Raw genomic sequence first — 14,117 nt, 5'->3', positions numbered from 1 at the left:
AACGGTGAGGAAATTACTCTGGGAGCCGCCGGAAGAGAGAAAAAAACAGGCCAATATGACCCGATTCATGGAATTTGTAAACAAAAAGCACGGCCGCAATTTTACCACTTACAATGAACTCTACCAGTGGTCCATTGAAAACGCTCCCGCCTTCTGGGAAGCCATGTGGGAATTCGGGGGCATCATCGCCTCCCGTCCTTACGACCGGGTGGTGGAGAACTTCGAGGACATGCTGGGTTCCAGGTGGTTTGTGGGAGCGGAGCTGAACTTTGCCGAAAACCTGCTGCGTTACCGGGACGAACATACGGCCCTCATTTTTAAGGGGGAGGCCATGGAAGAGCCGGTGCGCCTGACCTGCGCCGGGCTCTATGATCAGGTGGCCCGGCTGGCCAAATCCCTGCGGGAGATGGGTGTTACCGTAGGAGACCGGGTGGCGGGCTTCATGCCCAACATGATCGAAACCGTAGTCGCCATGCTGGCCACCACCAGCATCGGGGCCATCTGGTCCTCCTGCTCGCCGGATTTTGGCGTTAAAGGGGTGTACGACCGGTTCGGGCAGATCCAGCCCAGATTGCTGTTTTGCGCCAATGGATATTCCTACAACGGCAAAACCTACGATTCCCTGGAAAGGGTAGCCGGCATCGTAAAGGAAATCCCCAGCATCGAACGGGTCGTGGTGGTTCCCTATACGGGAAGGGAACCGGACATCAGCCGCGTGCCAAAGGCGGTGCACTACCAGGAATTTCTGGTCGCCGAAGAAGGATTGGAGATCGAATTCACCCGGCTGCCCTTTGACCACCCCGTATACATCCTCTATTCCTCCGGTACTACGGGTGTGCCGAAGTGCATTGTGCATGGCGCCGGGGGGACGTTAATCCAGCATTTGAAGGAATTGATCCTGCACACCGACCTGAAAAGGGAGGACACCATCTTTTATTTCACCACCTGCGGCTGGATGATGTGGAACTGGCTGGTCAGTTCCCTGGCCGTGGGGGCCACGGTGCTTCTCTTCGACGGTTCGCCCTTCTATCCCGAGGCGGGGGCCCTGTGGAAGCTGGCCCAGGACGAGGGGATCACCGTCTTCGGGACCAGTGCCAAGTACCTGGCCTCCCTGGAGAAAGCCGGGGTGAAACCCGGGAAAAGCTATAACCTGAGCAAGCTGAAGGCCATCCTGTCCACCGGTTCACCCCTGCCGGTGGAAAGTTTTGAATATGTTTACCGGGATATCAAAGAGGATGTCTGCCTGTCCTCCATTTCCGGCGGGACGGACATCATCTCCTGCTTTGCCCTGGGCAACCCCATCGGGCCGGTGTATGCCGGGGAACTGCAGTGCCGGGGATTGGGCATGAAAGTGGAAAGTTACGACCCCGACGGGAAACCCCTGATCAACCGGAAGGGTGAGCTGGTCTGCACCGCCCCTTTCCCCTCCATGCCCGTCTACTTCTGGAACGATCCCGACAAGAAGAAGTACAGGAGCACCTACTTTGACGTCTATCCCAACGTGTGGCGTCACGGGGATTACGTGGAGATTACTGATACCGGCGGCGTGATTATCTACGGCCGTTCCGACGCCACCTTAAACCCCGGCGGGGTGCGTATCGGCACGGCGGAAATTTACCGCGTGGTGGAATCCCTGCCCGAGATTGCCGACAGCATCGTGGTGGGGCAGGACTGGGACAACGACGTACGGGTGATCCTTTTTGTCAAGCTCGCCGAAGGTGTGGAACTAACCGGCCAGTTGATCAATAAAATCAAGACCGCCATTCGGGAAAACACGACGCCCCGCCACGTCCCGGCCAGGATCATTGCCGTCAAGGATATTCCCTACACCTTGAACGGCAAAAAGGTGGAAATGGCGGTGCGCAATGTCATCCACAACCAGCCGGTGCTGAACAAGGACGCTCTGGCCAACCCTGAAGCGCTGGAGTATTTTAAAAACCTCTCCGAGTTGCAAAGCTGAATGGCAGCGTACAAGCAAAAGCCCCGGGAGCTTGCTCCCGGGGCCTATCTATATAACTCAAATCAACATCGATGTGTTCGGACATGGTGACCACAGTGACCGGGTTGGCCGATACCTTGATTACCGGTACGATGGGGTTACCCACAATGTTGCCCTGGCCGGTGGTGGTATGAGGTAAGACTGCTCGGTTAATTAAGCAAAAGTTTAAAAAATTAAAGAGGAGAAAACCGGCTTCTTGTCAAATTAGGTCAGCAGGGAAGTCGAGCGATAGCTTAGGCCTGCCCGGCACTCACTGTAACCAGAGTTCTTTGGCGGGATGATTGCCCAGCACTCACCGGATCAAGGCACCTCGTAGGGACTGAAACTGCATATAGTCAGCAGTCGTACCATTAGGGAACTCCAGTCGCAGTGAGTGCTGGGTTTTAATTCTTACGAATGTACCTGGATTCTGTAAGCGCGTGCAAACGGCAGATAAATGCTATTTTCAGGCCAGTCTGGATGGAGCTTGTTAAACAAGCCGGGCAAGGAACGGGTAAAATCGCTCGTATGAATACTTAATCCAGCCAGCAATTTTGCCTTAGCGCTTTGTATTTGTAAGGGGAGGGGTATGACGTTGTCTGCACAATTCCAGGTTATATTTGCCACGGCGGTATTTCTCATTACCTATGCGGTGATTGTTTCCGAAAAAATACACCGTTCGGTGGCTGCCCTGGCCGGTGCAGCCCTGGTGGTTCTTTTCGGAATCATCAATCCCGAGGAAGCTACGGAGGCCATCGATTTCAACACCATCGGGCTTCTGGTGGGCATGATGGTGATCGTGGGTATCACCCGGGAAACGGGGGTTTTTGAGTACCTGGCCATCAAGGCCGCCCGGCAGGCCAAAGGGGAGCCCCTGCGCATTGTGGCCGCCCTTTCCCTGGTCACGGCAGTACTGTCGGCCTTTTTGGATAACGTGACCACCGTTCTCCTCATTGTACCTGTGACCTTTGCCATTGCCAGCCAGTTGCGCATCAGTCCCATACCTTTTTTGATTGCGGAAATTCTTGCCTCCAACATCGGCGGTACAGCCACCCTGATTGGGGACCCGCCCAACATCATGATTGGGAGCAAGACCAGTTTGGGTTTTATGGACTTCGTCATAAACCTGACTCCGGTAATCGTAGTAGTTTATGTATTGACTATCTTTGCTTTACGCCTGATCTACCGCCGCCAGCTGGTGGCCCGGCCCGACTTGCAGGCGGCCATCATGAACCTGGACGAGCGGGATGAGATCAAGGATCCGGTGCTGCTCAAAAAGTGCCTTTTCGTATTGTTCCTCACCATCGGCGGTTTTGTGCTGCACCAGTACGTCCACCTGGAGTCCTCGGTAATTGCCCTGTCCGGGGCCAGCCTTTTATTGTTGCTCAGCCGGGAGGATCCCGAGCACGCCCTGCACGCTGTGGAATGGCCGGTAATCTTTTTCTTCGTGGGCCTCTTTGTGGTGGTGGGTGCGCTGGAAAAGGTGGGCGTGATTGAAGCCATTGCCCGGTTTTCCCTGGATGTTACCGGAGGGCAGCTGGTGCCGGCAGCCATGTTGATTCTGTGGCTTTCGGCCATTGCCTCGGCCTTCGTGGACAACATCCCCTTTGTGGCCACCATGATTCCCCTCATCCAGGATATGGGCCGCCTGGGGGACCTGGGCAACCTGAACCTGCTCTGGTGGTCGCTCTCCCTGGGAGCCTGCCTGGGGGGCAACGGGACCGTCATCGGCGCTTCGGCCAACGTGGTGGTCATCGGCATGGCCGAAAAACGGGGCCAGCCCATTACCTTCATCGGCTTCTTCAAGGTAGCCTTCCCCTTGATGATTATGTCCATTGTCGTATCCACGGTTTACCTGCTGGTCTGGCACCATTTTCCCGGCATTCCCTCCATGCTGGGGACGCTGGCGGTGGGGTTAATTCTGGCCGTGCTTGTGGGGCTGCTGCAGCGGCTGGAAGCCCGCCGGTCCCGGGAAACCGCTTCCCATAATTGATTTACGTGGTTTGTCCTCTTGATTTTGAATTGAGGGGATGGTAAGATCCCCTCGAAAAAATTGTGGCATGAGGTATGGCCACTTGGTATAGCATATCCATGCAATTACTTTTCTGCAATTTTTGAACAAAGGGATGGTGCTCAGGTGTTTGTACCGGTGGTTTCTGAAAACATCAACCGTTCCCAGCGTATTGTGGCTCAAATTCGCTCCCTGATTGCGGAAGGGAAGTTAAAGCCCGGTGACCGCCTGCCCCCGGAACGGGAGCTGGCCCAGCTCATGAATGTCAGCCTTACCTCGGTGCGGGAAGCCATTCAAAACCGGGAGTGACCAGGCATGAAAATAGTTGTGAGCGAGCTCATCTGGGAAGAGGGGCTGCAAATCCTCTCCGAACTGGGAAACGTGGTTTATGACGCCAGCCTGTGGAAACAGGACCTGGCCCGGGAACTGGCGGATGCCGATGCCCTGGTGGTGCGCAACCAGACCCGGGTGACCAGGGAAATGATCCAGGCGGCCCCTCGCTTGAAGGTTATCGGGCGGTTGGGTGTCGGTCTGGATAACATCGACCTGGCGGCGGCCAGGGAGGCCGGCATTCCGGTAGTGTATGCCCGGAACGCCAACGCCATCTCGGTGGCCGAGTATGTTTTCGCGGCCATGCTTACCTTTGCCCGGCGGCTGGAGGAGGCTACCGCCCACGTGAAAGGGGGCGGCTGGAACCGCCGTTTCTACACCAGGATGGAGTTATACGGTAAAACCCTGGGTCTCATCGGAACCGGTGAAATCGGCACCCGCCTGGCCCACCGGGCGCAGGCTTTTGGCATGAAAATACTGGGCTACGATCCCTTTATTCCTCCCTATGAAGTGGCCTGCACCGAATTTGGCGTGCAGCTTGCCGATTTAAAGACCGTCCTTTCCCAGGCTGATTTTGTCAGCCTGCACGTGCCGTTAAATAATGCCACCCGCAACTTGATCAACAGGGAAACCCTTTCCCTGATGAAGCCTTCGGCCTACCTGATTAACACCGCCCGGGGCGGGGTGGTGAATGAGGAGGACCTGTACAACGCCCTCCGGGAGGGTAAGATCAGCGGTGCGGCGCTGGATGTGCTTGCCCAGGAACCGCCGCAGGATTCCCCCCTGTTTAAACTGGACAATGTGATTTTAACTCCCCACATAGCCGGCTTAACCGAGGAAGCACAGGTAAAAACATCGCTTCTCGTGGCTCAGGAAGTAGTCAAGATCCTGCGGGGCGAGCCGTCAAGCTGCGTGGTTAGATAAGGGGGCGACTATAATGGCAGATAAATTTTCCGTGGAAACCTTGACTAAATTTTGCCGGGAACTCCTGGTAGCTGCCGGCGTGCCCGAAGGGGATGCGGATGTAGTTACCGATGTATTAATCGATACCAGCCTGGAAGGCATTGATACCCACGGCATCAGCCGCCTGCCTATTTACCTTTCCCGTGTTAGAAACGGGCGGATCAATGCCCGGCCGCGGATTACCGTGGAAAGGTCGGGAGCCGTGGCCGTCGTAGACGGGGACAACGGCCTGGGGCAGCTGGTGGCCGTACGTTCCATGGAGGTGGCCATTGGTTTGGCGGCGGAATACGGCGTAGGGTTTGTGGCCACCAAACACAGCAACCATTTCGGTGCCGCCTCCTATTACTGTAAGATGGCCGCCCGGCGGCAAATGGTAGGCATGGCCTTTACCAACACCCCTCCCGGAATTCCTCCCTGGGGTGGCAGGCGGCCTTATTTCGGCACCAACCCCATTGCCTTTGCCTTTCCTACGGACAAGCACCCGGTGGTGGTGGACATGTCCTCTTCCACCGTGGCCCGGGGGAACATCATCCTGGCGGCCAAGGAAGGGCGGGAGATTCCCCCCGGTTGGGCCATCGATGCCGACGGGCGGCCCACCACTGATCCCCAAAAGGCGCTGGAAGGAGCGGTCCTGCCGGTTGGTGGCGCCAAAGGGTACGCCCTGGCCCTGGCCGTGGAAGTGATGTCGGGAATCATTTCCGGCTCGGCTTACGGGCCCGAAGTGGGCTGGATTTATGACGAAAGCCTGAAGCCCGTGGACATCGGCCACAGCTTTATCGCCATCGATGTGTCCCGCCTGATGCCGGTGGAAACCTTCCATGAGCGGATGGCTGATATGATCCGCGGTATTAAGGCCGTGCCTTTGGCCGAAGGGTTTGAGCGCATTTTGATCCCTGGCGAAAGGCGGCAGATGAAAGCCGACGAGAGGTTAACAGGCGGTATCCCGGTAAGCGAGAACCTGCTCAAGGAGTTTAACGAGCTGGCAGGAGAACTGGGTGTACAGCCTCTGGAGGCATGTTAAATATTCAGTAAAACCGTTATGAGGAGGATGCGGCGCTGTCCGGAGTAAACGACAGGGCCTGCTCTTTTAAATATTTGTACGAACCCCTTTCACAAGGAAGGGGTTTTTATTTTTAGCTCTCAGATTTTGAAAGTAGGTTCGTTTATACTTTTTCGTGCCATACCTGTACTCGGGCTAAGAAATGGGATTTTAATTCCTGTAGCCGCCTTTAAAGGTTTGATTTTTGAAATATGTACGTTACTGGTGCGGTTCAAAATGCCTAAAAAATTAAAAAAGTATGAAGTTTAGGTTCCAATTTCGCTAGCTTAGTGAAAAAACGCAAAAATAGTGTGAACAGATAATATTATAATCAAAAAAATATTGCAAAACACCGGTTCCTTTGTTATAATGGCAGTGCCCAGTAAATTATAGCGAAAATATGTACAATAATTATTGAAACATGAGAAAATAATAGATATCATTAGATTGTGCTAAATTTAACAAATTCGCTATAAGGCAGGTGACGTATAAGATTAAGGTTATATGATTGAGGGTTAACAGGAGCAGGAAAAATTATACGGTTAATCCTGACTTTTTTAAAGGAGGGTCACTTGTGGATTTCGGGCATTATTTAATTGCCGGGGTTATGCCCTATGTCGCTGTTGCTTTCTTTGTTCTGGGTTTGGGGTATAAGATAGCCTACTGGTTTAAAGCCCCCATGCACCTGCACTGGGAACTGTTTCCTTACCCTCATACCGTGCCAGATCAGTTGAAAGAAATGTTAACCGAAGTTTTTACCCTGCGCAGCCTGTATCTTTTTAACCGTAAGTTCTGGCTTCCTTCGCTGATGATGCACTGGGGTTTCTATTTTGTCGTTGGTTGGCTGGTTGTTTTACTTTTGGGCTTTTCGTTTGCCCCTTACGTGGGTACGACCGGCGGGGTTTTGGCCCTTGTCGGTTCATTCTCACTGTTTTCACTGCGCCTTTTGGCTGGCGAGGTGCGGAAAATATCGGTTCCGGTTGAATATTTCAACCTTATTTTCATATTTCTGCTTGCTTTAAGCAGTTTGCTTACCGGCTTTTTGGCTGACTTCCAGGTCAGGTACTATCTTCTGAGCTTGCTAACCCTTAAACCCGCGCTATCTATTGCAGCTGGTTACCTGATACCGTTATTGTTGTTTGAGCTGTTCCTGATCTATATTCCCTTTACGCGCATGGCTCACTTTGCGGTCAAGTTCTTTACCTATCACAAGATTAAATGGGGTGAGCTTCACTGATGTGTGCCGTAGCAGCGCAAAAAGTATTTGATGACTATCGTGTCCTTCCGGATGAAGCGTTAAAGCCGGGTGAACCCCGGGTCGAAAAATTCCTGCAGGCCATGCGAAAGTCGCTCCAGCAAAAGGAAAACTGGACCTTCTGGTTGCCCTATATCCTTTCCCTGGATACCTGCATGAAATGCGGCACCTGTGCCGAGGTCTGCCCGGTTTACCAGGCCACAGGGCGTAAGGAGATCTACCACCCGGTTTACCGTACCGACATGCTGCGGAAGATCTATAAGCGGTACTTTACCCTGCCGGGGAAACTCTTTCCCTGGCTGGTGGGGGCGGAAGACCTTACGGAAGAAAAACTCAACGCCCTGGCGGAAAACGTTTACCGGTGCACCATCTGCCGCCGCTGTTCTTACGTCTGCCCGGTGGCCATTGACAACGGGGTGATTGTGCGGGAGGCCAGGAAGATCCTTGACGCCATCGACATTGCACCGGACGAGCTGAAGCAGAAAGGCACCCGGCTCCAGTTGCAGGCCGGCAACGCCACCGGAATGCCTACGGCGGCCTTCCTGGACATGGTGGAGTTCCTCGAGGATGAAATCGAAGAGACCAGAGGGTATCGAATTAAGATTCCGGTGGATAAAGAGGGCGCCGAGTACTTGCTCATGCACAATGCCGGTGATTACCTGGCCTTTGCCGAGACGGTAATGGGCGCCGCTGAAGTCATGCATGCGGCCGGTGTGGACTGGACCCTGAACTCGCCGAATACGGGGGTTAACGACGCCGTCAACTACGGCGTGTTCTACAGCGACGTGGAATTTTCGGCCGTTATCAAGGCCCATGTGGAAACCGCCCGGAAATTGGGGATTAAAAAGCTGGTTGTCGGGGAGTGCGGGCATGCCTTCGAGGCGCTGAAGTACCTGATCCTGAGGCTGATCCCGCCCGGGGAGAGGCCCTTTGAAGTAATGAGCATCCTGGAGCTGGAGGACCAGTGGATCCGGGAAGGGCGCATTAAAGTTGACCCGCAGAAAAACCCGGAGCCGGTTACCTTCCATGATTCGTGCAAGCTGGGCCGCCTGGGCGGAATGTTTGAAGAGCCCCGCCGGATCTTGAAGGCCTGCTGCCCCGATTTCCGCGAAATGACGCCCAACCGGGAAATGAGCCTGTGCTGCGGCGGCGGCAGCGGCTTTGCCATCATGGAAAAGGGTGGTTTCCTGAAGTTCCGCATGGAAACCTACGGCAGGCTCAAAGCCGAGCAGCTTAAGGCCACGGGGGCCAAAGTCGTTGCCTGCGCCTGTTCCAACTGCAAGGCGCAGTTCCGGGAGATCATCAATTACCACAAGCTGCCCATGCGTTATGCCGGCGTCAGCGAATTGCTGGCCAACGCCCTGGTACGCTAAAGGCAGGAGCGGTAAAGTAAACATCTATGACGCTTTCAGCGTCACTGCCGTTTTGCATACGGAAGCGAACGGAGCGAGCGCGTGCAAACGGCAGGCAATAGACGGATTAAGGCCGGCTGGTGCGCCGGCCTTTGCTAATTATGAACCGGTGTGCGGTTGAAGCACGCCGTTTTTTTTTGGTGATATTTGAGCGCCGTGATGAGAAGGGAATTGCGGGACGCGCCGCCTGACCCTGGAGGCTTCCAGTTTCTAAAATGTACATATGATAATTAATATCAGCGAAAATTTAACGGAATATAGTTGAAAACCTCTCCTCCCTCTGTTATAATGGGATTACCAATTAGTCCTGGCGAAAACATCACTAAAAATTTTTGAAGGCATAAGTAAATCTTATCATTAGTTTTTCGCTTCCACTTAAAAGAGCTAATCCAGGTCAAGGCGGGTGTGGTCCGGTGAAGCAAAATAACGGAGTTTCCGGTTCGGTACTGGTGGTTGGCGCCGGGATCAGCGGCATGCAATCGGCCCTGGACCTGGCCGAAAGCGGCTTTCGGGTTTATCTGGCCGATGAGAAACCGGCCATTGGCGGCACCATGGTCAGGCTGGATAAAACCTTTCCCACCAACGATTGCGCCATGTGTATCGTTTCCCCCAAGCTGGTGGATACGGGAAGGCACCTGAACATTGAAATCCTTACCAATACCAGCTTGACGGCCCTTCACGGAGAGGCAGGCAATTTTCGTGCCATATTAAAACAAAAGGCCCGCTACGTGGACCTTTCGAAATGCACCGGCTGCGGTGAATGTGCCCGGGTGTGCCCGGTGGAGGTGGACAATGAATTTGACGCCGGCCTGGGCAACCGCAAGGCCATTTATAAACTTTTTCCCCAGGCTACGCCTAGCGCCTACGCCATCGACAAACGGGGTATTTCTCCCTGCCGTGCGGCCTGCCCCGCCGGGGTTAACGTGCAGGGGTACGTGCAGTTGATTAAAGCCGGGAAGTATACCGAGGCGTGGCAGACCATTTACCGCGACAATCCCTTCCCGGCCATTTGCGGTCGAGTTTGCACCCATCCCTGCCAGTCCGCCTGCCACCGGGCAGGCGTGGACGGGGCGGTAAATATCAGGGCCTTGAAGCGCTTTGCCGCCGACCAGGCCTATCAGGACCTTGATGCCCTTCCCCTGCCCGGGGTGGAAGAGCCCCGGGGCAAAAAGGTGGCCGTGGTGGGCGCCGGTCCGGCCGGTCTTTCGGCCGCCTATCAACTGGTCAAGAAAGGTTACGGCGTGACTGTTTTTGAGGCGCTGCCCGTGGCCGGGGGTATGATGCGGGTGGGCATCCCCGAGTACCGCCTGCCGAAGAAGTGGGTCGACCTGGAGGTGGATCTGCTTTCCCGGCTGGGGGTGGAATTTAAATTCAATACCCGGTTGGGGAGGGACATCACCCTGGAAAGCCTGCGGCAGGGTTACGAAGCCGTTTTTCTCGCCGTGGGAGCCCACAGAAGCAGTACACCGGGGGTGCCCGGGGAGGACCTGCCGGGGGTGGAGCAGGGGATATCTTTCCTGCGCCGGGTGGCCCTGGGCGAGCCGGTGACCGTCGGGCGGCGGGTGGCCGTAATCGGCGGGGGCAACACGGCCATGGACTGTGCCCGTACAGCCGTGCGGCTTGGTGCGGGGGAGGTCTATATAGTTTACCGCCGTTCCGAGGCGGAAATTACCGCCCTCCCCGAGGAAATAGCCGCGGCTAAGGAAGAAGGCATCCAGTTTATCATGTTGACCAGCCCCGTGCGTTTCATCGGCGAAGAGGGCAGGCTGGTCAGGATAGAATGCGTGAAAAACCGGCTGGAACATGCCCGGGACGGTGGTCGTCCCCGCCCGGTGCCCGTGGAGGGCAGCGAGTTTACCCTGGACGTGGATATGGTCATCCTGGCCACAGGGCAACAGCCGGATCTCTCCTGCTTAAATGGCAGCATCCCGGCAGGCAACACCATTCCTGCCGATCCCGATACCCTGGCCACCGGCATCCCCGGAGTGTTTGCCGGGGGAGATTGTGTCACCGGGCCGAAAACAGTGATCGATGCCATTGCCGCCGGCAAGGTAGCCGCTGAATCCATCCACCGCTATCTTTCCGGGCAGGATTTGAAAGAGGGGCGCCAGTTCCGGGTGCCGGAAGAAAAAATTGCCCCTTTGCGCCAGGCACCCCATGAAATACCCCGCTGTGAGCCCCGCCCCGTGATTCACCTGGACCCGCGGGAGCGAGTTAAGGGATTTGTGGAGGAAGCAGAGACCTATACCGCCGAAGAAGCGAAAAAAGAGGCAGAGCGCTGCCTGAACTGCGCCGTCTGTTCCGAGTGCCAGGAGTGTGTGCGGGTTTGCCTGGCCAAAGCCATCGATCACGAAATGCAGGATGAGGAACTGGAAGTAAATGTAGGGGCGGTGATCTTGAGCCCCGGCGGGGAGGTTTTTGACCCGGCAGGGCTGGCCTACTACGGCTATGGACGCTACCCCAACGTGGTCACCAGCATCCAGTTCGAGCGCATTTTAAGCGCTTCCGGACCCTACCAGGGCCATCTAGTGCGCCCCTCCGACGGAAAAGAGCCCCGGCGCATTGCCTGGATCCAGTGCGTGGGGTCCCGGAACCTGCGCCTGGGGCACGACTACTGTTCCTCGGTCTGCTGCATGTACGCCATCAAGGAGGCGGTAATTGCCAGGGAGCACAGCCACGGGTCCCTGGAGACCACCATCTTCTTCATGGATATGCGTACCTACGGCAAGGACTTTGAACGCTACTACCGCCGGGCGGAAGAAGAACACGGCGTGCGTTTTGTGCGCAGCCGCATCTATAACGTGGAAGAGGCGGACAATGGAAATCTGCGCATCCGCTACGTTTTGCCCGGCGACCAGGTGCAGGAGGAAGAATTCGACCTGGTGGTCCTTTCCGTGGGCTTGACGGCCGGGGAAAAGGCCAGGGAGCTGGCCTCCCGGCTGGGAGTAGAAACTGATCCAGCGGGATTCTGCCGCTTTGATGAATTCAGTCCGGGGGTAACATCGGTGCCGGGGATCTTTGCCGGCGGCGTCTTTGCCGGCCCCAAGGACATCCCGGAGACGGTGACCGAGGCCAGCGCCGCGGCGGGCTACGTTTCCCGGTTGTTGAGCGCTGCCCGGGGCAGTGAAACCCGGGTCAAGGAGTACCCCCCGGAAAGGCCGGTGCATAAACAGCCGCCCCGGGTGGGAGTGTTTGTCTGCCACTGCGGCATCAACATCGGCAGCGTGGTACGGGTGCCCGAGGTGGTGGAATACGCCAAACGCCTGCCCGGTGTAGTCTACGCGAGGGAATTCCTTTTCACCTGCTCCCAGGATAGCGTGGAGGAAATTAAAAAGTGCATTCATGAGCACCGTTTGAACCGGGTGGTGGTGGCGTCGTGCACGCCGCGGACCCACGCGCCGCTGTTCCAGAACGTTTTGAGGGAAGCGGGGCTGAACCCCTACCTGTATGAACACGTGAACATCCGGGAGCACTCCTCCTGGGTGCACCGGGACCAGCCGGAAGAAGCCACGGAAAAGGCCAAGGACCTGGTGCGCATGGCTGTAGCAAAGGTGCGCCTGCTCACCCCCATCACCCAGACCTATACCGAGATCAACAAGGGTGCCCTGGTGGTGGGCGGGGGAGTGGCGGGCATGACGGCGGCCCTCTCCCTGGCGGAACAGGGCTTTCAAGTGAGCCTGGTGGAAAAGGAACGTGAGCTGGGCGGGAACGCCAGGTACCTCTACTACACCCTGCGGGGTTCGGACCCCCGGCAGTACTTGAACGAACTCATTGATAAAGTGCTCAACCACCCGTTGATCCAGGTGTTTACCGGGAGCCAGGTGGTGGAAGCCGGGGGTTACCCGGGGAACTACCACAGCCGCATCAAAACGCCGGAAAAGGAACTGGAAATAAGCCACGGGGCGGTGGTTCTGGCCACGGGGGCCAGGGAAGCGCGGCCGCAGGAATACCTTTTAGGGCAGCATCCCCGGGTGATGACGCAGCGGGACCTGGAGGAACGCATCCACCGGGGGGGAGTGCAGGGCCTCAACACGGTGGTCATGATCCAGTGCGTGGGATCGCGGGACGAGGAGCGGCCCTACTGCAGCCGGGTATGCTGCAGCCATGCCATTAAGAACGCCCTGAAGCTGAAGGAGCTGAACCCGCAAGCGAACATCTACATTCTCTACCGGGACATCCGGGTGTACGGGTTAAACGAGCAATATTACACGCAGGCGCGGCAGAAGGGGATTATCTTCATCCGTTACGACCTGGGGAGAAAGCCGGAAGTGGAAGCGGCGGGCGAGGGTCTGGTGGTGAGGGTGGTGGACCACATTCTGGGGGCGGAACTGGCCATCGAGCCGGACGTGCTGGTCTTGAGTACGGGCGTGGTGCCCGGGGAGGACAACGGCAGGCTGAGCCAGCTGTTCAAGGTGCCTTTGAACAGCGACGGGTTCTTTTTGGAAGCGCACATGAAGCTGCGGCCGGTGGACTTTGCGGCGGAAGGGTTGTACCTGTGCGGCCTGGCCCACTCGCCCAAGCTGGTGGGGGAAAGCATCACCCAGGCCAATGCGGCGGCCATGCGGGCGGTGACGCTGCTGGCCAGGGACAGGTTGGCCAACGTGGCCATCACCGCCACCGTCAACCCGCGGCGCTGCGTAGCCTGCGGGGTTTGCGTACAGGTATGCGACTACCAGGCCCGGAGCATAGACCCTTTGCGGCGGGTGGCCGATGTGAACGAAGCCCTGTGCCAGGGGTGCGGGGCCTGCGTGGCCGCCTGTCCCAACGGCGCTTCCCAGCAAAAAGGTTACGAAAAGGGGCAGTTGCTGGCCATGGTCAGCGCGGCCCTGGAAGCGGTGTAGGTTTGTTAGGCGCGGAGCACTAAGTGAGGGGAATAATGACGTGTCTGTCTAAAGTACCCCTGAAGCGGGTTGACTAACAACTTACGTTTAAGGTCTGAACTATCGTTTTTTAGCCTGTTTTGGCTCGGAAGCGAGCGACTTGAGCCAAGCGGCAAGCCAAACTTAGCGAGGCGAAAAGCGAAGGCAGGCCCGAGGGCATGGATGCCCGAGGCCGGCAACTGAGGCAGGATGCCGAATTTGCCGGGAAGCCTGCCGGAGCTTTGAGCCGAGCATTAGTTTGGCCCGCGA

8 protein-coding genes and 1 pseudogene are annotated in these 14,117 nt (G+C 56.6%); 8 read left to right on the top strand and 1 reads right to left on the bottom strand.

Annotated features, from left to right (window positions below):
• The first annotated feature begins 4 nt into the window (after positions 1 to 4).
• Entirely contained in the window at positions 5 to 1,960 is a 1,956-nt protein-coding gene (locus tag G7K71_RS06005; RefSeq protein ID WP_166344229.1) for an acetoacetate--CoA ligase, read from the top strand.
• A 55-nt stretch (positions 1,961 to 2,015) separates the two neighbouring features.
• On the opposite strand, the pseudogene G7K71_RS20015 reads toward G7K71_RS06005, so the two are convergent.
• A pseudogene (locus tag G7K71_RS20015) lies at positions 2,016 to 2,123 on the bottom strand (hypothetical protein); the annotation flags it as partial.
• Between the two features lie 450 nt (positions 2,124 to 2,573).
• Between G7K71_RS20015 and G7K71_RS05995 the strand changes: the two are divergent.
• The 7 genes from G7K71_RS05995 (at position 2,574) to G7K71_RS05965 (ending at position 13,829) form a co-directional block, all read left to right on the top strand.
• The gene (locus G7K71_RS05995; protein WP_166344227.1) at positions 2,574 to 3,971 is read left to right on the top strand and encodes an SLC13 family permease; all 1,398 of its coding nucleotides are present in this window, start codon (positions 2,574 to 2,576) and stop codon (positions 3,969 to 3,971) included.
• 144 nt (positions 3,972 to 4,115) lie between these two features.
• A complete protein-coding gene (locus G7K71_RS19030; RefSeq protein ID WP_313884895.1) occupies positions 4,116 to 4,298 on the top strand; it encodes a GntR family transcriptional regulator in 183 nt (60 codons plus the stop codon).
• 6 nt (positions 4,299 to 4,304) lie between these two features.
• Positions 4,305 to 5,243, top strand: a complete 939-nt coding sequence (locus G7K71_RS05985; RefSeq protein ID WP_166344225.1) for a hydroxyacid dehydrogenase — start codon at positions 4,305 to 4,307, stop codon at positions 5,241 to 5,243.
• 13 nt (positions 5,244 to 5,256) lie between these two features.
• The gene (locus G7K71_RS05980; protein ID WP_166344223.1) at positions 5,257 to 6,303 is read left to right on the top strand and encodes an Ldh family oxidoreductase; all 1,047 of its coding nucleotides are present in this window, start codon (positions 5,257 to 5,259) and stop codon (positions 6,301 to 6,303) included.
• Positions 6,304 to 6,895: 592 nt separating this feature from the next.
• Positions 6,896 to 7,558, top strand: coding sequence for a respiratory nitrate reductase subunit gamma (locus G7K71_RS05975; RefSeq protein ID WP_166344221.1), 663 nt, complete (start codon positions 6,896 to 6,898; stop codon positions 7,556 to 7,558).
• Entirely contained in the window at positions 7,558 to 8,949 is a 1,392-nt protein-coding gene (locus G7K71_RS05970; protein WP_166344219.1) for a (Fe-S)-binding protein, read from the top strand. Before G7K71_RS05975 ends, G7K71_RS05970 begins: the two co-directional genes overlap by 1 nt.
• Before the next feature lie 512 nt (positions 8,950 to 9,461).
• On the top strand, positions 9,462 to 13,829 hold the full coding sequence (locus G7K71_RS05965) for an NAD(P)-binding protein (RefSeq protein ID WP_243174714.1): 4,368 nt from the start codon (positions 9,462 to 9,464) through the stop codon (positions 13,827 to 13,829).
• Positions 13,830 to 14,117: the final 288 nt, after the last annotated feature.

Origin of the sequence: Desulfofundulus sp. TPOSR, from assembly GCF_011393055.1 — a bacterium.
GTDB lineage: Bacteria > Bacillota > Desulfotomaculia > Desulfotomaculales > Desulfovirgulaceae > Desulfofundulus > Desulfofundulus kuznetsovii.
The sequence above is the reverse complement of the archived record's forward strand: the minus strand, read 5'-3'. Positions and strand labels throughout refer to the sequence as shown.